This window comes from Labrys methylaminiphilus subsp. lupini (assembly GCF_051161885.1).
Taxonomy (GTDB): domain Bacteria; phylum Pseudomonadota; class Alphaproteobacteria; order Rhizobiales; family Labraceae; genus Labrys.
The window spans coordinates 5265153-5284111 of sequence record NZ_JBMDIH010000001.1; the positions used below are offsets into that span (position 1 = coordinate 5265153).

The 18959-nt window shown below is 64.1% G+C and carries 21 protein-coding genes; 6 read left to right on the top strand and 15 right to left on the bottom strand.

Features of this window, described 5'->3' with window-relative positions:
• Window positions 1-90 precede the first annotated feature (90 nt).
• The 11 genes from ACN6KF_RS24645 to ACN6KF_RS24695 form a co-directional block, all read right to left on the bottom strand.
• The gene (locus ACN6KF_RS24645; protein WP_434959379.1) at window positions 91-612 is read right to left on the bottom strand and encodes a hypothetical protein; all 522 of its coding nucleotides are present in this window, start codon (window positions 610-612) and stop codon (window positions 91-93) included.
• Between the two features lie 2 nt (window positions 613-614).
• Entirely contained in the window at window positions 615-3104 is a 2490-nt protein-coding gene (locus ACN6KF_RS24650) for a phage tail protein (RefSeq protein WP_434959380.1), read from the bottom strand.
• The gene (locus ACN6KF_RS24655) at window positions 3091-3690 is read right to left on the bottom strand and encodes a phage connector family protein (protein ID WP_434959381.1); all 600 of its coding nucleotides are present in this window, start codon (window positions 3688-3690) and stop codon (window positions 3091-3093) included. Before ACN6KF_RS24655 ends, ACN6KF_RS24650 begins: the two co-directional genes overlap by 14 nt.
• 75 nt (window positions 3691-3765) lie before the next feature.
• Complete coding sequence (locus tag ACN6KF_RS24660; RefSeq protein WP_434959382.1) at window positions 3766-4065, bottom strand: hypothetical protein; 300 nt, start codon at window positions 4063-4065, stop codon at window positions 3766-3768.
• A gap of 1 nt (window position 4066) precedes the next feature.
• Window positions 4067-4507: a Bbp16 family capsid cement protein gene (locus ACN6KF_RS24665; protein ID WP_434959383.1), complete on the bottom strand. Its 441-nt coding sequence runs from the start codon at window positions 4505-4507 to the stop codon at window positions 4067-4069.
• A 232-nt stretch (window positions 4508-4739) separates the two neighbouring features.
• Complete coding sequence (locus ACN6KF_RS24670; protein ID WP_434959384.1) at window positions 4740-5741, bottom strand: major capsid protein; 1002 nt, start codon at window positions 5739-5741, stop codon at window positions 4740-4742.
• A gap of 25 nt (window positions 5742-5766) precedes the next feature.
• Entirely contained in the window at window positions 5767-6582 is an 816-nt protein-coding gene (locus ACN6KF_RS24675; RefSeq protein WP_434959385.1) for a hypothetical protein, read from the bottom strand.
• Window positions 6582-6947, bottom strand: a complete 366-nt coding sequence (locus tag ACN6KF_RS24680) for a Bbp19 family protein (protein ID WP_434959386.1) — start codon at window positions 6945-6947, stop codon at window positions 6582-6584. Before ACN6KF_RS24680 ends, ACN6KF_RS24675 begins: the two co-directional genes overlap by 1 nt.
• Window positions 6948-7379: 432 nt before the next feature.
• Window positions 7380-7886, bottom strand: coding sequence for a hypothetical protein (locus ACN6KF_RS24685; RefSeq protein ID WP_434959387.1), 507 nt, complete (start codon window positions 7884-7886; stop codon window positions 7380-7382).
• Between the two features lie 128 nt (window positions 7887-8014).
• Complete coding sequence (locus tag ACN6KF_RS24690) at window positions 8015-8419, bottom strand: hypothetical protein (protein ID WP_434959388.1); 405 nt, start codon at window positions 8417-8419, stop codon at window positions 8015-8017.
• A gap of 53 nt (window positions 8420-8472) precedes the next feature.
• Entirely contained in the window at window positions 8473-8640 is a 168-nt protein-coding gene (locus ACN6KF_RS24695; RefSeq protein WP_434959389.1) for a hypothetical protein, read from the bottom strand.
• Between the two features lie 253 nt (window positions 8641-8893).
• On the opposite strand from ACN6KF_RS24695, the gene ACN6KF_RS24700 reads away from it, so the two are divergent.
• Both ACN6KF_RS24700 and ACN6KF_RS24705 read left to right on the top strand, forming a co-directional pair.
• On the top strand, window positions 8894-9637 hold the full coding sequence (locus ACN6KF_RS24700; protein WP_434959390.1) for an XRE family transcriptional regulator: 744 nt from the start codon (window positions 8894-8896) through the stop codon (window positions 9635-9637).
• 92 nt (window positions 9638-9729) lie between these two features.
• On the top strand, window positions 9730-10062 hold the full coding sequence (locus tag ACN6KF_RS24705) for a hypothetical protein (protein ID WP_434959391.1): 333 nt from the start codon (window positions 9730-9732) through the stop codon (window positions 10060-10062).
• A 33-nt stretch (window positions 10063-10095) separates the two neighbouring features.
• On the opposite strand, the gene ACN6KF_RS24710 is transcribed toward ACN6KF_RS24705, so the two are convergent.
• Entirely contained in the window at window positions 10096-10737 is a 642-nt protein-coding gene (locus ACN6KF_RS24710) for a YceH family protein (RefSeq protein WP_434959392.1), read from the bottom strand.
• A gap of 184 nt (window positions 10738-10921) precedes the next feature.
• On the opposite strand from ACN6KF_RS24710, the gene gmd reads away from it, so the two are divergent.
• A complete protein-coding gene (gene gmd, locus ACN6KF_RS24715) occupies window positions 10922-11980 on the top strand; it encodes a GDP-mannose 4,6-dehydratase (protein WP_434959760.1) in 1059 nt (352 codons plus the stop codon).
• Between the two features lie 18 nt (window positions 11981-11998).
• On the opposite strand, the gene ACN6KF_RS24720 is transcribed toward gmd, so the two are convergent.
• Window positions 11999-12952 carry a GDP-L-fucose synthase family protein gene (locus tag ACN6KF_RS24720; RefSeq protein WP_434959393.1) on the bottom strand — a complete coding sequence of 318 codons (954 nt, stop codon included), beginning with the start codon at window positions 12950-12952 and terminating at the stop codon, window positions 11999-12001.
• Between the two features lie 104 nt (window positions 12953-13056).
• A complete protein-coding gene (locus ACN6KF_RS24725) occupies window positions 13057-13770 on the bottom strand; it encodes an outer membrane protein (RefSeq protein ID WP_434959394.1) in 714 nt (237 codons plus the stop codon).
• A 392-nt stretch (window positions 13771-14162) separates the two neighbouring features.
• Here ACN6KF_RS24725 and ACN6KF_RS24730 point away from each other — a divergent pair, with 392 nt between their 5' ends.
• The 3 genes from ACN6KF_RS24730 to ACN6KF_RS24740 all read left to right on the top strand — a co-directional run bounded on the left by ACN6KF_RS24730 (window position 14163) and on the right by ACN6KF_RS24740 (window position 16525).
• Window positions 14163-14339, top strand: a complete 177-nt coding sequence (locus ACN6KF_RS24730) for a hypothetical protein (protein ID WP_434959395.1) — start codon at window positions 14163-14165, stop codon at window positions 14337-14339.
• 127 nt (window positions 14340-14466) lie between these two features.
• A complete protein-coding gene (locus ACN6KF_RS24735; RefSeq protein ID WP_434959396.1) occupies window positions 14467-15582 on the top strand; it encodes a glycosyltransferase in 1116 nt (371 codons plus the stop codon).
• Window positions 15583-15592: 10 nt separating this feature from the next.
• Window positions 15593-16525: an ATP-grasp domain-containing protein gene (locus ACN6KF_RS24740; protein ID WP_434959397.1), complete on the top strand. Its 933-nt coding sequence runs from the start codon at window positions 15593-15595 to the stop codon at window positions 16523-16525.
• Between the two features lie 33 nt (window positions 16526-16558).
• On the opposite strand, the gene ACN6KF_RS24745 is transcribed toward ACN6KF_RS24740, so the two are convergent.
• Window positions 16559-18922 carry a TRAP transporter permease gene (locus tag ACN6KF_RS24745; protein ID WP_434959398.1) on the bottom strand — a complete coding sequence of 788 codons (2364 nt, stop codon included), beginning with the start codon at window positions 18920-18922 and terminating at the stop codon, window positions 16559-16561.
• Window positions 18923-18959: the final 37 nt, after the last annotated feature.

Sequence of the window (18959 nt, forward strand, 5' to 3'; positions counted from 1 at the left end):
TTTCCGATCTTCCCGATCGACGGCATCCGATCTACCGAAACGAAAAGGCCGTCTACATTCCCGCCTCGTCTGGGTTCTTCACCGGCGCGGTCAAGCCATTTTTCCCAGTCGTCCGAGTCCGCCAAACAGGCTGCCGGCTGCATTGAAATAGCCGCCGGTCTGGGCATTCCGGCCGGCGATGTTGGCGAGCCTGGCCTGGTAGTTCAGATTGTTGGCTTGGTTCCTGGCGTTCCATCGGATGGCGGCGATGTCGAGCGCGCCTTCGCTGGCGGTCGAGCCGATGACGTCGGAGGGTGAGCCGTCGAGATTGACGCCGGAACCGCCGGTGAGCGCGGTCTGCGTGCCGATGGTGCTGTCGACCTGGTCCTGCTTGCGGCTGGCCTGGTATTCGCCGGTCATCGTCTCGATCTGGGCCTGGCGGCGATAGGCCTCGGCCTGGGCGTCGGACTGGGCCTTGGCGGCGTTGCCCTGCTGGATGGCGCCGATGGCCGACAGGCCGGTGCCAGCGATCGAGGCGGCCGTACCGAGGCCGATGCCGGATATGGCGGAGCCGGCGGCCGAGGCGGCGGAAGCCAGGCCGGCTCCAATGGCTGCGAAAAGCGGTGGGCACATGGTCAGGGCTCCGGATCGGTGTTGAGGCTGATGGAACGGATTGTCGCCGGCAGCGGGCCGTCGGCGACCAGCACGAGTTCGCCCTCGTCACCCCAGCTCGTTTGCGGGCGAGCGTCGTAGAAGCCGGTAGCGAGTGGGGCAGCGGCGCCGAGATCATCGCTAGTGTGACGCAGGGTGATCTCCTCGGCTGTGGTTTCGTCCCGGCCGACGCGCAGCGAACCGGTTGCGAGGAAATCGATCTTGGCGAAGACGATCTTTTTGCGCCGCCCCAGGCCCGAACCATCGCCGGCCGAAGCGGGTGAGGGCATCAGGCGGGCACGCGAGATATAAGGCAGGCCGACGGTGATCGTTTTCGCGGGCTGCCCCGAGGCGAGCGAGACGGTGCCGCCGCTGACGATCTGGTCGGCCTCGCGCGCCCCGTCCGCCAGGATGGCGACACGCTGACCCTCGAGATGGCCGAGGCCTGTGACGCCGGTGGCGGACGCGCCGTCATATTGCAAGGCGCAGTCGAGATACCAGGCCTTGTCGGGCGCCGCGGTCGCCGCTTCGAAGGGCGCCGCCATGCGCTCGACATAACGTTTGCCCACGCCGCCGATCATGCGCCGGACGATCAGCCAGACTTCATTTCTGCCCTGGCCCGGCATGGTGGCGCAACTCTCGACGAAGCCGTCGCCGCCCATGACATGGCGATGCATGCCCGCCATGGACTGGTCCTTTTCATAGGTCAGTCCGATCAACTCGCCCTTGCCGTTGGGCAGCCACACCACGCTGTCGGGCTCCTGGGCATAGCCGACTTCCACGACGCCGGAGGCAAACAAGTGATCCGAAAGCACCGAGATATCCGGTGTCGCATAGCCCGCGCCGCTGTCACCCTGGACAAATTCGCGGAGCGCCTTGCCGAAGCTGGAAACGAAGACCGTCGAGTTACCGACCTTGGTTGGCTTGATCGCCTGTGAGGCATGGGTCGAAGCCAGGGACTGCCGGAAGTTGTTGGCTGAGAAGGGCAGGTTGGGGCTGTCGCGACCCATGGTGCGGGCGGCGCCGGCGGTGCCGATCAAGAGGTCCGCGCCCTCGGCAATCCATTGGATTTCGTTGACGTCGGTGAGGGTGAAGGAAATTGCGTCGTCATCCTTCACCGGTACGGAGACGGAGAAGTCGAGGAAAGAGCCATAACCACCGGTCTTGGTTGCCCAAATGGCGGACGGCTGCGCATTGGTGCGAGCATAGACCTTACGCTGTTCAAAGGTGGCAATGTGAGCTGGCCAACCCGGCACCGCGCCCCAGGCCCCAAGGCGCCATTGCTGGGTGCCGGTCGCCATTTGCAATGGTGCATCATAGAGTGTTGCTTGCACAGCAGTCGATGAAATGATCGATGTGATGATGAAAGACCGGTAGACCGAGCCTGATCCGAGCAGCGCGACAACACGACCAACATCGTCGGCGGAAAACCCGGCATCGTTGTTGATACCAGTGGTTGACGAGGCGGTGATGGTGATCGGTGCCGCGATCGACGGGCCTTCCAGCATCGCCAGTTCAGCGAGCACGATGTAGCTGCCGCCGTTGTTCGAACTGACATTGAGGCGATATCGGGTATAGGCTGTGAGGTTGGTGAAACGGTAAAAGCGAACCTCCGCACCTGACCAGTTGCTTTGCGCAAACTGGCTATCCAAAACAGACCATGTCGCACCGTCGTTAGACCCTTCGAAGGTCCAGGATTTCGGGGCTCGCGAGGCGAGAGTTTCAGAGCTGCCTCCAGCACCGAAGCCCGTGCCGGCGGTCAATGCATAGCCACTGATCACCTTGGCCGATGGGAAGGCGTATCCGATATATTCATTGCTCGCGGTGCTGGTCCCCCAATAGCTCGTATTGTTGCGGTCGAAGGCCTGCCAGGCCCGCATGCTCACGCTGCCATCTGCATAGTCGTTCGAATAGATGACCTGCCCACTTGGCGTTGTATATCCGGTCATGATCGGGGTAGCATTGCCAGTGGCAGATGGGGTCAGTGTGGTGTTTGTATCGTTGACCGGCAAGTAAGGGCCATACCGAAAATCAACCGCCCCGATACTCCAGTTGGTGTCAGATTTCCGCTTCACCCGCCGTGGCTGATAGCCCTTGTGCGTGATGTCGAGCACATCATTTGTCTGGTCGAAATCGAGCTGGAACAGGTCCGCATCGGCGTAAGGATGGGGCACCTCCACTGTGCCGACACGCCCGCCCAGCGTGTAGACCCGGAACACGCCAGCGTTGAACACCAGCATATAGGCCTGGCTCGCCGAGAAGATGAAGGGAATGAAGCGGGCGGGGCGGGAGGAATCCTTCACCTCCTGCACGAATTGCGTGCCGGGGCGGCGGGTGAGGCCGCCCTGGCGCATCACCATGAAATTCTGGCATTCCTTCAGCCCGGTCTTGAAATGCTCGAGATCGGCGCGGCTGTGCAGCTTGGGGGAAAGCTCGCCGCGCGAGAAGACCGGCTTGAGTTCATAAGCGCCCATCAGGAACGAGCCTCGATCCAGAAATCGTCTTCGATGTCATCCGGCGTGCCTTCCAGGGCATCGATCGCCTGCGCCTCGGAAAGGCCGCTTGCGTCTTCTGGCCGAGAGACTCGGCATAGGAGGCCTTGCCGGTGATGAAATGCGCCGCCTTCTGCGCCAGGGCCATGGCAAGCACGTCGGTGAATTGCTGGTCGAACTGGCCGGTATTCTCGACGTGCCTGACATAGCGGACGGGGCGCGGGGCCGGTTCGTCGGTGAGGATCTGGCTGCCCTCGACCTTGTGCGGAATGCTCCTGGCGTTCTCGGTGCCATCGACCGTCAGCGCCATCACCCGCAGGCAATCCACGGGCAGGTCGTAGGCAAAAGTCCAGCCGAAAGCGGGCGGTGTGGCCGATGCCGGCAGCAGGGTGCGAGCCATGGCGAAATTCCAGGGGTGGCGGCGCATCAGGCTCCAGGCCATCGGCCAGAAATTGCGCCGAAACCAGCGCGCCACGGCCGAATTGTCGTCGATGGAGGCCAGCGGCGCCTCGTCGAGATAATCCAGAGCCAGGTTGCAGATCTCGGTGATGTCGAGATTGACGGACATGAGGGCCTCCGGGCCGCGAAGATGGGTCTCGTCGGAGCGGCGCGTCGGCGAAGCGTCGCGCGCCGCCCCGGTTTCTCACCTGAAGGCGTTGGCCTGCTTGTATTCGGCGAGCCGACGGTTCACGATCTCGATCGGCGTCGCCTCGTCGATCGCGCTGCCGGCATCGTCGACGAGTTTGGCCTTGATCGCCTCGGCGCGAATGGCGGCGTCGACCGCCTCGGCCTCGTTCCTGGCCTCGCGCTCATTGGCCTTGTCCGGGATGAGCTCGAGATGCTCGTCCTCTTCGCGCACCTTACCGACGAGCTCGACTTCCTCATCCGCCTCGACGATGCGGCCGTCGACATAGGCCTTGGCCTTGACGAGATAGCGCGCCATTTCAGAAGCCCCCCACATTCAGGCCGGAGGGGTAGTTGACGATCGCCTCGCGGTCGGCGACGAGGCCCGCCGTCACCGTGCCGGCGGCGAAGGTGCCAGCCACGGTGTACTGCACGCCGAGATAGCGCTGGCGCTGGGCATCGAGCGAAAGGGCCGGCACCTGCACGCGCAGCCATTCCGAACCGGCGGTGAGGCTGGCGGCCGGGATGGCCGGCGTCTGCACGATGACGTTGGAGGATGACAGATCCGCACTGGCCGAGGTGACATAGGCGAACTGCACGGAGGTGCCGCCGGTGAGCGCGGTGTTGACGCGGATCACCAGTTCCAGGCTGTCGCCGGGGCCGGGATCGCGGGCCTGGGTGAGATCGATGGTATTGGTCGAGACGGCGCTGGCGGTGATCGCCTGCTTGTCCGACAGCAGAAGTTGCTGGTCCAGGATCATGGACATGGCTCCGATGATGGGAAGGAAAGGGAAAGACGCGTGAAGCGCGGCAATCCCTCCCCGGTTTCGGGGAGGGGGGCCTGAAGGGCCGGGTGGGGGAGCGTGGCGCCACTCTCCCCCTTCCGTCGCTGCCGCGCAGCGATGGAAGGAACATCTTCGTTTGCGAAGATGTTCCGGACTTCCCCGCAGCCGGGGAAGGATTAAGCGCCTCATTCTGGAAAGTCAGCGGATCTCAGACCACGCGGGCCTCGGTGTTGAGGAGCTGGTCGGTCAGCCGCACCGGGATGCCGCGGAAGCTGAGGAAGGGCTGGCCCTGAGCGTCCGTCACCGTCTGGAAGGCGAGGGTCGACTTTTCCATGGCCTGGATGTCGCCCCAGGTCTTCACCGCCCGGTTCACGTAGAAGGCGGGCCTGCCCATCTTGAGCGAGGGGATCTTGTTGATCGCCCTGACCATCAGCCGGTAGAGGTTGGGCGGCGTCGCCGACTGCAGGCCGCCGGCCGCGGTGGTGGTGTCGATATTGGCGATGCGCACGGCATAGCGCCAGTCGCGCACGGTCAGCCCGCACTTCCACTGATACTTAGTCTGGTAGGCCTGATAGCGCCCGCCATTGGGGTCCAGGATCGGCGCCGAGGTGGTGACGTCCTGGTGGGTGAGCCCGGCCGTGGTGCCCTTGGGATAGATGCCGTGCAGGGTGTTCGGCCCCCACACCACCAGCCAGATCGAGGTGTTGGAGGCGCCGGTGCTGCCGGCATCGATGACGTTGACGCCATTACCGGCGGTGAGGCTGGAATAGCGCGGCGACAGGCCGGTGATGCGATCGGGGTTGACGCCCACCGATTCATAGAACAGCGCCTGGGCGAATTGCTGGTTCATCGCTTCGATGAAGGCGGTGTCCTCGGTCAGGCGGAAGGCGGCGGTGTTGCCGTTGAGATCGGCGAGGTCCTTGTCGATCACCGAATAGGTTTCCAGCATGCCGCAGACATCGGTGATCTGGGCCGTGGTGCTCTTGGCCGGCGGCACGCCGTAATTGAGGCGCCGCCAGGTCGCCTGCGGCAGGCCGGTGCGGATCGTGGTCTTGTGGCCGGTGGGCAGATTGCCCTCGATCCAGGGAATGTCCTGCAGCGGTTCGTTGAGCTGGGACAGGAGCTCGGCCACCACGGCGGGCTTGCCGTTGGGGTCGAGCCGCTTGGTGACATCAACCAGCGTGGGATAGGAATTGCCGATCACGGCCATGGTTTGCTTCCTTTGAGAAAAGGTCTCACCGCCGGAACGGATCGACCGGATAGAGGGTCTCGGCTGCCGAGCGCGATTGGGCCGCCATACCGCCGGTTGCGAACTGGTCTTCCGCGTAGAGCGCCTTGCCGGCCCTCGCCATGGCCTGGGCCAGGGCGGGGGAAAGCACGTAGCCATCGGGGGAGATCAGGCCGCTCGACTTCAATTCGCCCATCAGCGCCTCGCCGCCGTTCTGGCGGATGAAGCGGTCGGCGAACTCGACGTTCTGACGGAAGGCCTCGGTGTTCGTGTCGCCCCAGGCCCTGACCAGCGCCGATTGCGCGGCCTCGCCCCGCTGCACGATGGCCTGCACATAGGCCGACTGCTGTCCGGCCTGGTGCTGTACGAAGCGATCGTGGAGGGATTGGGCCTGCCTCGGCGTGAGGCCGGCCTCATGTGCCCAGCCCCGATAGGCGCTGGCGCTCTGGCCGTCATAGGCGAAGCCTTCGGGCAGGCCCTGGGGCAGGCGGAATTCATAGCCTTCGGCCGTCTCGGGCCGGCCGAGCCTGGCATAGAAGGCCTGCCAGTCCTCGAGCTTTGCGTCGGCTGCCGGCGGTGTGAGGGCCTTGGCCTTGAACTCGTTGTACTCGGCCTGGATGCGGTCGGCGTGGCGCGCCGACTCCACCAGCGGATCAAGCGCCTTGTAGCCTTTGCTTTCGACCCATTGCCGGCTTTCCGCATTCTGCAGGCCCGCAAGGAAGTCCGTCGCGCCGCCGGCCGGCGACCCGTCATTGGCCGGAGGAACGGTGGCGTCTGCCGGGGTTCCCGCCATGGCGGCCCTAGGGTTTGCCTCGTCAGTCATCAGATGATGCCTTGGTTGGAACTGGCGATGGCCTCGGTGCGCGCGGCTTGCACCAGCGCGGCCTTCTCCTCGTCAGTCAGGTTGAGAAAACGAAAAAGCCGCCCGAAGGCGGCTCGCTTGCCATCCGAAAACGCGCGGTCGTCGGGGGGGATGCCTTCCCCGTTCACCTGGTAGAAACCGGTGTAGTCGGCGAGGTCGGCGAGGACGATCTGCACGTCCTCGCTCCGGGGATCGAAGACGTTGTGATAGGAGAGGGCGAGCTTGAGCGTGGCCTCGTCGCCACGGGCGCGCCGGAACAGCCTGGCGAGCGCCAGCCAGTTGATCGCAAGGGCGATGCGCGCAGGGCCGCCGGAGGGATTGGGCATGCTGGGTTTCCGATGTGGGCAACAAAAAATCCCCCGCCGGAGGCGGGGGGAATGTTCAAGGATGAGGAATGGGGGGCTTACAGCTGCGCCCCCCGGAACCATTGCATGCGCCGGAAGCGGAATGGGTCTCGCGACAGGCTCGCATGTCGCCGTGATCGGCGTGCCGGGAGGGGGGCCGTCAGCCTCCGGCGGGGCCGCGGGTCAGTCGGTCACAGTGTTGCGGTATTGGGCGCGTCGGCTTCGGCGCAGCGGGATGTCGCGTGGTGTGGCGCTCTGCCGTTGTGCGGAGACAAGCGAGACACCAATTTTTGTCATGCCCGGCAATGACAAAGGCAGCCGCGAAGGCGTGCGCAGGGCACAAAAAAAGCGCCCGAACCTTTCGGTCAGGCGCTTTTTCTCAGGGTCTTAATTTGCCATATCGGCTGGGCGGCGTCAACCCCATAGTCGGCAAAGAATATTCAATCCGCAGCGCAGATCGCCGAGGTCGACGTGCTGGTCCTGCAGGATGCAGGTCTTGAGAGCCCTGAGATAGCGTTTGCCGTCGGGGGCGTCGTTGAGAGCGGTGAACATGTCCTCGTAGCGCCGGCGCGCCTTGGCGATCGCTTCGGCATCGCCAGCCTCCTCGCCGTGGCTGCCACTACCCAGCATCAGCATGTCGAGCGAGCGTGGGTTGGGTGAGGCAAAGCCCATGACCTTGGCGTAGCGGATGACGGCGACGCCGAAGCGGCAGCCCGCCTCATATTGCCGGGCATTGATTTCCTGCTGCAGGCTGAGGCGCCCGAACACAGAGCCGGCGAGCTGGCTGCGCGCGTCCCCGGGCCGGACGCCCATGCGAATACGGTTCCTTGTGGCCGTGGCGGTGATTTCGGCGACGCTCTCGCGCTGGAGCCGGCCCGAAGGTTCGCGTTGGCGGATCTTCAAGAAAGGAGAGGGGCGCATTTCGGGCGACCTCCTGGCTAGGGGAGAAAGGAAAAGGGTGCAGATAGCGGTGCAAGCCAGGCGCTCTGGAGTGGAATTACCGAGCCGGCTTATGATTGGGCGGGGCACTTTGAACCCGTTTCCAGTTTTTAGTGTTCGAGCTGACCGGCACACATCTCGGCGGGCGAACCGATGGGAGAGAAGTCGAGGAAGCGCCAGCTATCGAGAGGCAGCGCCGTCTCCGGCCGCAGGGCGTAGCTTTCCCAGCGCTTGTCGAAGCCGTGTTCGCGCCGGATATCGTTGAGATGCTGCAGCGTGGCCCGGCGAAGCGCTTGCGCCTGGCGATCCTGCTCGCCCGTTTCCTCGCTTTCGTCGCCTTCGACCTGGTTTGGGAATGGGCCGAGCTGGGCCAGGAGAGCTGTTACGGCGCGATGGCTGCGGCCGAGGGCCCGGGCGATCTGGCGCAGATTGGCACCCTTGGCGCGCAGGGCGCGCGCGGTTTCGAGCTGGTCCGCCGCACGATAGTGCCGGGGCTTGCTGTTCGGCATCGCCATGTCGGTCTCCGATGAAAGGGGCTGCGAGGAAAAGGGGCTGAAAAGGGGAGCGCTCATCGCAGCCAGGCGGTGACGAGGCTGACGATTGCTGCGAGGAAGGCGCCGGAGAGGGCACACAAAGCGAGGCCGAGGAGGCGGGTGCCGCCGTCGTGGCTGGGGCCGGGCAATCCGTCCCCTGCGACGTCGTGGCGGGCGAAGCCCGGGTCGTCCGGCTGCTGCATGAGGCTGCCTCCTTCTTCCTGTCGTCAGGCCGTCGGGCGGCGCGGCGCGCGCAAAATGCTTGCCCGGTTTGTTTTTCCGCACGGCCTGGCGGGAGACATCGGCTCCCGATGCGAAGGGCTCGGGGGCGATTGGTCCGGGAGGGAATGTGCAATGGCTATAACCCTAATGTACCCATTATGGGTTCATTAAGCAAGAGGCATGTTCCCAAAAATAATTCTAGCCAAGGTTTGGTTTCTAAGGCATTGTACCCGTATGGGGAACAATCTCAAAACCTTGCGCAACGCCAAGGGCCTGTCGCAGCAAGCGCTGGCCCAGGCAATGGGTACAACCAGGTCCCAGCTCGTGAAGCTGGAGCGGGGCGAGCGGCGCCTGTCGGACATATGGATCGTGCGGGCCGCCGCGGCGCTGAAGGTCGATCCCGGCGACCTGATGTCGAACCGCCTGCATCTCGCCTCCTTCGATCCCGACGAGCACCAGCCCGACGGCTTCTTCGAACCGGAGGCGCCCGAAGCACTGGACCCCGATGCGCCGCCGCGCATTCCCAGCAATGGCATCGTCGAGGTGGACGCCCGCGCCGGCATGGGCGGAGGCGGGCAGGTGGCGCATGCCTATTACCGCGACGGCGACAAGTTCGAGACGCGCGATGCCGTCAAGCCCGATGCCTGGGTGTTCCCGCCCTGGTTCCTACGCGGCATCGGTGCCAAGCCCGGGGAACTTCTGATCATCGAGGCCAAGGGCGATTCCATGCGCCCAACCATCGCGCCGGGAACGCCGCTGATCATCGATACCCGCCATCGCATTCCCTCGCCCGATGGAATCTATGCCATCCGCGATCGCTGGGGCGACATCCAGGCCAAGCGTATCGAAACTTCCAAGATCCTCGGCGACAACGCCATTCGGGTGATCAGCGACAATGGCGGCCACGTCCAGATCGCCCGCAGCGAGGACGAGCTGCAGATCGTCGGCAAGGTCGTCGCCGGCTGGCATTTTTTCTGATTTGGTCCCATTATGGGTTGACAAAATGTACCCATATTGGGAACATTTCTCCCATGCACTGCGGGTCTTGCCCGTGATGGGAGCTGTCAGCCATGTCCGACTATACCCTGGCCTTCGAGGAGCTTCATCTCGTCCGGATCGGCGGCCTGCTGGCCGGACCTCTCGATGGCGCCGCTCACATCGGCTTCGGCCTTTCCCGCACCGCGATGCGTTTCGACAGCCTGAAGCTCAATGTCTGGAACCGCCAGGAGCGCAAGGCCTCTTTCGTCACACTGAGAGAGGACGATCCCTGGTTTGACGAAATCTGCAACGCCCTCATCGTCGATGCCGTTTATGGCGCATTGATCGCCGAGGCCGTGGAAGGGTACTGGCGGCAAAAGCCCAGCGCCTATGATCGCGCCCGTGATCGCCGGGAGGCGGCGTGATGCGCGCCTTCCCCTTGATCCATCCCCTCCCGTTCAGGCGCCCACCGCGTCGAGCCTGGCCTTGAGGTCGGCAACCTGCTCTTCCAGCATGCGCACGCGCTCTTCGAGTTCGGTCAGGGCCGAAGAGGATGGCGCGGCGGCGCGAGGGGCTGGGCTGGCGATCATGGAGACCTCGACATCGCCCGAAAGCAGATGGGCGAAGCGGTCCTCGCGCTGGCCGGGCGCACGACCGATCTCCTTGACCAGAGGCGGGCGGGCGCTGGCGAGCAGATCGAGCTCCTGTTTGAGGTCGTCGACCGAGCCGAAGCTCGCCATGCGGTCGGTTCGGCTCTGCAACTCGTTCAGGGTCTGCGGCCCGCGCAGCAGCATCACCGCCAGCAGGGCCGATTGCTGCTTGGTCAGGTTGAAGCGCTGGCCGGCGAGATGTTCATAGCGCTCCACGCGTGAGCCGAAGGCGCGGCGCACCAGTCCCTGCTGTTCCAGCGTTGCGAGCGTGTGGCCGATCTCCCCCGCCTCCAGGGCCATGACCGGCTCGCGCGACGTCTTCTGGTTGGCCGCGGCCTGCAGCGCGTTCAGCGTCAGCGGATAGGCATCCGGCGTCAGCAACTGCTTTTCGATCAGGCAGCCGAAGATGCGGGCTGCCATGGCGTTGAGAAAGGGCGGTTCCTGGGACATGCAAAAAGCAGCCTGTTTGCGCGAAGGTGTTCAGCTTCGAGTGCTACCCGCTTGCCGGCCATAACTCAACTGGGCGGCAACCATTCCTGCCCTCGCGGCTTGCAGGGGAAAGCGCTCTGATCCATACCGGATGTGTGAAATGGCTGCCTCTGCGACGGGTGCAAGGCCGGCAGGGGAGGGCGGCATGAACGGCAAGACGGCACTCATCACGGGCATGACGGGCCAGGACGGCTATTACCTCGCCAGGCTGCTGCTGACGAAGGGTTATCAGGTGCACGGCATCAAGAGGCCGTCCTCCTCCTTCAACACAGCGCGGCTCGACGCGATCTACCAGGACCCGCATGTCGAGGGGCGCCGCCTGCATATCCATTATGCCGACATGCAGGATGGGCAGAGCCTCATCCGTGTCGTCGATGCCGTTGAGCCTGACGAGATCTACAATCTGGCGGCGCAGAGCCATGTGCGTGTCAGCTTCGACATGCCCGAATATACCGCCGACATCGATGCCGTCGGGGCGCTGCGCCTGCTGCAGGCCATCCGCACCCTCAAGCTGGAAAAGCATTGCCGCTTCTACCAGGCTTCCACTTCCGAACTCTATGGCGGCCAGAGCGACCAGCCGCAGGACGAAAGCTCGCCGTTCAATCCGCGCAGCCCCTATGCCATCGCCAAGCTCTATGCCCATTGGACCACGGTGAACCACCGCGAGGCCTATGGCATGCACGCCTCGAATGGCATCCTGTTCAACCATGAAAGCCCGCAGCGCGGCGAGACTTTCGTCAGTCGCAAGATCACCCGGGCGGTGGCGGCGATCGAGGCAGGCCGGCAGGACAGGCTCTATCTCGGCAATCTCGAAGCCCGCCGCGACTGGGGCCATGCCCGCGATTATGTGGAAGGCATGTGGCGCATGCTGCAGCAGGATCAGCCCGATGATTATGTGCTGGCGACGGGCTGCGCCCATTCGGTGCGCGCTTTCGTCGAACTGGCCTTTGCCCATGTCGGCCGTTCGCTCGATTGGGTCGGCGAGGGGGCGCAGACGAGGGGGCTCGACCGGGCCAGCGGGCGTGAACTCGTCGCCATCGATCCGCGCTATTTCCGGCCCACCGAGGTCGATTGCCTCATCGGCAATGCAGCCAAGGCACAGAGCATACTTGGGTGGCAACATTATACCACTTTCGAGGCGCTGGTGGCGGAGATGATGGCTGCCGATCTCGAAGATGTGCGCGGCAACAATGTGGCGGGATGAAGGCGGAGATCGAGAAGGCTAGGGCCGCGCAGGTTTGAGCCTGTCCTCCTGGGTAAGATACCAGGCATAGGTTTCGGCGATACCTTCCTCGAGCCCGATGCGTGGGCGCCAGCCCAATGCGGCAATTCGCGAAGAGTCCATCAGCTTGCACGGCGTGCCGTCTGGCTTGCTGCGGTCATGCGTGGTGGCGCCGGTATAGCCGACGACGCGCTTTACCGTTTCCAAAAGCTCCAAGATGGTGATGTCCCATCCGGTCCCGATATTGATCGGCTTTTCGTCGGAATAGTTCGTGGCGAGGTGCACCAAAGCGTCGGCGCAGTCGTCGACATGCAGGAATTCGCGCCGAGGGGTGCCACTGCCCCAGATCTCGATGGAGGGCGCCTCGCGCAGTCTGGCCTCGTGCACCCGCCGGATGAAGGCGGCGAGGACATGGCTCGACGCCAGGTCGAAATTGTCGTGCGGGCCATAGAGATTGCAGGGCATGGCGACGATGAAGTCGCAGCCATGCTGGCGCCGATAGGCCTGGACCAGCTTGAGGCCGGCGATCTTGGCGATCGCATACCATTCATTGGTCGGTTCGAGCGGGCCCGACAGCAACTGGTCCTCGCCAATCGGCTGGGCAGCCTCCCGCGGGTAGATGCAACTCGAGCCGAGCAGGACGAGCTTGGCCACGCCGGCCCGCGCGGCCGCATGCACGACATTGGTCTCGATGGCGAGATTGTCATAGAGGAAATCGGCCGGAAGGCTGGCATTGGCAAGGATGCCGCCGACCTTGGCGGCAGCGAGGAAGATTACCTCAGGGCGCATCCGCTCGATCCAGGCCTCGGTCTCGGCCTGACGCCGGAGGTCGAGTTCGTCCTTGCCCGCCGTCAGCAGGGTGCAGCCCTCGCCCTGCAGCCGCCGCATCAACGCGGCCCCGACCATGCCGCGATGGCCGGCGACCCAGACCCGTTTGCCGTGCAGCGACATCATGGGGATTTCACCTCGGTTCGGTTCCCGCTACCCCTCTATAGCAGGCCCGCCAAAACAAAAACCCGGCACATGGCCGGGTTCTCGTCGAATTCTGGTCGATTGGATCAAAACTTGTAGCTGACGCCGAGCGTTGCCGTGGTCTGGTTCCAGCCAGCCTTGACCCTGCCGTTGGGCGTGTCGTAGCCCTTTTTCTGGAAGTCGGAGTAACGCACCTCGGCGCGGCCGATCCAGTTCTGCGTGAAGGCATATTCGGCGCCCAGACCCACGGTCCAGCCGATATGGGTGTTGTCGTCGCTCGACGCACCGTTCACTCCCCGGTCCGACAGCTTGCCATTGGCGAAGGCAAGGCCACCGGTGGCATAGACCAGCAGATTATCGAAGGCGTAGCCCGCGCGCAGGCGCAGCGAACCCTGCCACTCGCTCTTCATCTGCAGGCGCCCGGTAACGCCTCCGCCCGAATAGCTGTAACGATGGTTGCCCTTGAGATTGGCGTAGTCGATGTCGGCTTCGCCGCCTATCACGAACTGGTCGATCTGGTAGTTGTAGCCTGCATGCGCGCCGCCGACGAAGCCGTTCATGTTGAACTTGTCAGCAGCTTGGGGAATTGGCCCGTTCTCGGAGAACAGACGGCTCTGGTTGTCGTCCTCGCGGCCCCAGCCATAACCGGCGTGAACACCGATATAAGGGCCGGACCAATTATAGGGGGTGTAGACGGGAGCCACGGGCTCGACGGCCTGGGGCGCGAGATCGGCAGCGCTGGCTGCACCCGCAAACAGGGCCACGGCCATTACGGTCGGTACGAAAACTGCCTTAAACATCAACGCCCCTCGCTCTTAACCCGGCCCCGCGACTCTATTCGGCACCGAAACATTCCTATATGCGAAGCTATGGGAGAACCGCGATTCCAAGTCAAAGGAATTGCCCGGCATTACGGTCGCCAGCCATATTTTCGCCATGGGATGTGGCAGATCGGTAACAGTATTTGAGTACCGATACCGAATCATACCTCTCATGCACTGGAAAAAGCCCTGGCCAGTCATAGAAATATGGGCACGGAATGCGTTTCCGCGACAGTTCCCCGGAGGAAGCGGTGGGCCGTCGTCGCCGCTGCCCTCTCCTCGATTGACAGCTCCCGATCTTCTACCTACACGTGAATCCATCGGTTTCCAAAATGGCATACCGCCTGCTGCAAGAAACGACGAGGTTTAAGATGGCCGCCACTGCCACCGCTATGAAGCTCAATGCCACGAACTCGGCTCCGACGGCCTCCGTCAAGAAGGCTGGCGTCCTCGCCGCCCGTGCGCCCTACGAGGCTCCCAAGGTGCTGTCGATGTCCGTCAAGGAAATGTCGACCGACAATGCCTTGTCGATGATGGGCAATACCTGATCGTATCAAGGTTTCGCAGGAGCGGTGTGACCCACCCGTCTCTACTGCATTGTCTATTAGGAGCCTCCGGCGACACGGTCTGTCGTATCGGAGGCTTTGTTTTGTCCAAAGCAATCGGCTTATCAAGATGCATAGCGCGATCACCACATCCGCGGCGATGATCGTGAAGAACGAAGCGCGATTTCTGCCGGGCTGCCTGGAAACGCTGGCTGAAAAGGTCGACGAGATCGTCATCGTCGATACCGGCTCAACCGACGGCACGATCGAGATCGCCGAAAGCGCCGGTGTGCGGCTGTTGCACCAGGCCTGGCGAGGGGACTTCGCCGGTCCGCGCAATTTCGGCCTCGATCAGGTCCGCACCGACTGGGTGCTCTATATCGATGCCGATGAGCGCCTGGGCCTGCCGCGGGGCGGCCGCCTCGCTGACTATATCGATCCCGAGGCCGTCGCCGGCTTCGTGCGCTTCCAGCCCAAGACCAATTTCACCCGCTATCGCGAATGGCGCTTGTTCCGGGCCGATCCGCGCATCCGCTTTGCCGGCATGATTCATGAGACCATGGTACCCGCCATCAAGGCGGTGAGCCGGCAGGAAGGGTGGCCGGTGGTGCAGACGGATGTCGAGATCGATCATCTGGGCTATGACGGCGACATCTCCCACAAGCATCCGCGCAATCTGGCTTTGCTGGAGCAGGCCTTGCCGCTTGATCCCGACCGGCTGTTCTATTGGCATCATCTGGCGGAGACCTATGCCGGGCTCGGCCGGCTGGAAGAGGCTGAGAATGCCGCCTGGCAAGGCCTCGCGCGGGCCGAAGGGCAGGATGACGACAATCGCAGCGCCACCGCGAGCCTGCTCTATCAATTCCTGGCGCGGACCGAACTGCAGCACGGACGCGATCCGCTTGACCTGATTGCATCCGCGCTGGCGCGCCAACCGGACGACTATGCCCTGCATTTTCTCAAGGGCCGCGCACTCCTGGCGGCCGGTCGGGCCGAGCAGGCGCTTGAGGTCGCTCATTTCCTGCGCGATATCGACCCGGACAGGTTGCCCGATGGCTGGCTCGCCTTCGACCGTGCGCTGTTTACCGACAAGGCCTGTGAGTTGGCGGCGCTCGCCTGCCTTGATCTGCAGCGGCATTCCGAAGCCGGCAAATATTTTGCGGATGCATCGCGCCTTGCTCCCGAGGTGCTGGCCTATCGCGTCAAGGCCGCAGCCTTTGGCGGCGGCTCGCCAGTGAATGTGTGAGAGCCTTCGGATGGAACCGAGCCGCAATCTCGTATTGGTGCATAGCGAAGGCTGGCAGAGCGTGGCTGATTTCGAAGCCATCAAGGGCTTCGTTGAGGAAATGGCGCCCGATATCGAGGTGTTCATCGCTTCCAACGACGCCCCTTCCTCCTATACGCGCAAGAAAGCGGCGTCGCGTCCTGCCCTGATCTTTTCGCCGATTCGACTGCAGCGCTTCAAGCCGGATCGCGGCAGGATTTATCAGGGCCAGCCGATGTCGAAACTGGTCGAAGTGCAGCGGCTGGCTGCGGCCGGCGTGCCGGTGCCGCCCTTCGAGGAGATCGGCCCCGATACGGTGCTCTCGCCCGAGATTTACGGTCCCTTGGCGGTGGTCAAGCCGTCCTACCCCTTCGCCTCCTGGGGCCAGGGCGTCGAGCTCCAGCACAGCGATAAAATTCGCTACAGGCAGCCTGGAGACTATCCCTCTGGCCATCCTGGCCGCCAGGGGCCGATGATCGCGCAGAAATTCGTCGATTGCGGCCATGCCATGACCTGCCGTGTGCTGACTCTGTTCGGCGAGACCATCTTTACCTTCGGGCGCGAATCCACCAGACCGTTGGCGCTCGATCTTACCAAAGAGACCTATGAGGTTGCCGACTTCATGCCGGCGCCGCCCGATGTTTTCGTTTATGCCACCCATGAGCCCGACATCCTGGCCCTGGCTGCCGAGGCCTACCGGGCCATGCCGGAAGTGGCTCTGCAGGCCTGCGACATCCTGCGGGCGCAGACGGGCGAACTCTATATCATCGAGGTCAATCCGGGCGGTGGCACCTGGATGTTTTCCAGCAAGCTGGCGGACCGCTATCGCGAGCGCCTTGGTGTTGAGAGTCTCACCGCCGAATTCGATGCCTTCCGCACCTGTGCCCGCCTGCTGGTGGAGCGCACGCGGGCCGAGGCGGAGTAGGCGGAGGAATTCTTCGAGGGGTATTTGCCCCGTCTACGCTTCCTTCTCGCCGAGTGTGGGACGCACGCGCAGCCAGTGCAGCAGGAGAGCCACGCCGAGGAAGGCGGTTCCGCCGAGATCGGCCAAGGCGTCGGCGGCAAGCAGCAGAGCACCGCCAATGGTGGCCAAGATGCGTTCGAGTGCCTTGGCATGGCGCAGGGCATAGCCTGTCGCGCCTATGGCGAGGCCGACGAGGGCGAGGCAGGAGGTCGCGGTGGTCAGCAGCACCTGCAGCCATTCGCCGAGATCGGAAGGCCAGCCGCCGCTGGGGGTAAGCATGAGCAGGCGCAGGCCGTCCGGCGTCAGGCAGAACATGAAGGGCACCAGGAAGGCAGGCAGCGTGTATTTCCAAGCCTGGATCATGGTGCGGAAGGGCGTTCCGCCGGTGATCGCGGCGGCGGCAAAGGGCGCCAGCGCCGTAGGCGGCGAGACGTCCGCCAGCACCGCGTAATAGAACAGGAACATGTGGGCGGCCGGTTCCGGGACACCGACGCCGGTCAGTGCCGGCACCAGCATCACCGCTGCGATGATGTAGCTCGCCGTAACCGGCACGGCGGTGCCGAGGATCCACATGGCGATGGCCGCAAGGATGATCACCACCACCCGCTCGCCGCCACCGAGCGTGACGATGATCGAGGAGATGGTGAGGCCCAGACCCGTGAGGTTGACCACGGAGACGATGATGCCGGCACAGGCGCAGATCGAGGCGATGCCGAGCACCGAGCGCGAACCGTCGATCAAGGCCTCGATCATCCGCGTCGAGGCCGGGGTCGGTGTGCGCCCGGCGCGCAGGGCCAGCCAGGCTTCCAGCGCGGAGGCGAGCACCGCTGCAGCCATGCCCCAGAACACGCAGACCGAGATGCGCCCGTCGAAGAGATTGACCAAGCCGATCTGCGCCGACAGGCCGGATTTGCCGAAGCCATAGGCGGCGAGGACGGCGACCGCACCGATTGCGAAGGCGCGCGGCGTCACCAGGCGGGAATGCGCGCGGATCATTGACAGGCCGAAGGCGATGGCGATCGACCAGAACACCGCCAGGAAGGAGGTGAAGCCGAGAATGAGAAAGACGGCGATCGCACCCAGGGAGAGGAAGTGATAGCCCTCCCTGCGGGTCAATTGCCACAACGAGGCGTCGGATGTCTTCACCGGCGTGACCTTGAGGCGACGGGCATCCGCCTCCGTCATCAGCCAGCAGGAGAGGTAATAGAGCAGGGTCGGAATGGTGGCGTAGATCAGGATGTCGAGATAATCGACATTGAGATATTCGGCGATGATGAAGGCGGCCGCCCCCAGCGTGGGCGGCGACAGGGTGGCGCCGATTCCGGCTGCCGAGAGCATGCCGCCGGCGACGTTGGGCGTATAGCCCGAGCGGCGCAGCATCGGCCAGGCAAGGGAGGCGATGGTCACGGTGGTGGCGACACCCGAGCCCGAGACGGTGCCGAGCAGGAAGCCCGAGGTCACCACGGCGCGGCCGGGCGCTGAGGGCGATGGCTTCTTGCCGAACAGGGCGAAGGCCCAATCGATGAAGAACTTGCCGGCGCCGCCACGCTCCAGCACCGCGCCATAGATGGTGAACAGGATGATGAAGGTGGCGGCGACGTCGAGCGGCGTCGAGAACAAGCCTTCCAGCGTCAAGGCGTTCTGGCCGATGATGCGCTGCAGGGAGAAGCCGCGATGGTCGAAGGGCTCGGGTATCGATGGCCCGAAATAGCAATAGATCAGGAAGATGATGGCGATCGCCGGCAGGATCCAGCCGACGGTGCGGCGGGTTGCCTCCAGTACCAGGAGGATCAGCGCGCCGCCGAGCACCAGTTCTTCCGGCGTCGGGCGCGTGGGCCGGGCCTTGTAGTCCTCGATGGTCAGGCACAGCACCAGCGCCGTGCCGACGCAGAGAGCGACCAGGATCCAGTCGAGCACGCGGGTGGTGATCAGGAGCCGGCTGCGCGTTGCCAGCGGCATCAGGGCAAAGGTGAGACCCACGACAACGAGCTGCAGCGCTGCCGGCAGGCTGCGGGCGAAGATGCCGCTCTGTAGCGCCAAAGCGATGCAGGCGAGGGCGCCGAGAAGCCCGGCCAGCCATTCCTCGATCGAGGTGGCCCGCGGCGCGCGGTCGCGCACCAAAGGGAAGAGGGCGAAGACCAGCGCCAGCACGATGGCCAGGAAGCTGACCCGGTAGATCGTAGTGTTGACGGCGAACTGCGTCCAATAGAGCACATAGGCAGAAAGGCCGAAGAGCGAAAGGCCGGTCACCCGCCCGAGCCAGCCGGACAGATGCGCCGCCGGGCCGCCCTCATTGTCGGAAGCGAGCCTCTCGAATTCCTCTTCGGTCAGCTCGACCCTGGTTTCGGTTTCACGCATGCTGGTTGCTTTGTGATGGGGCGCAATGCCGGTGAAC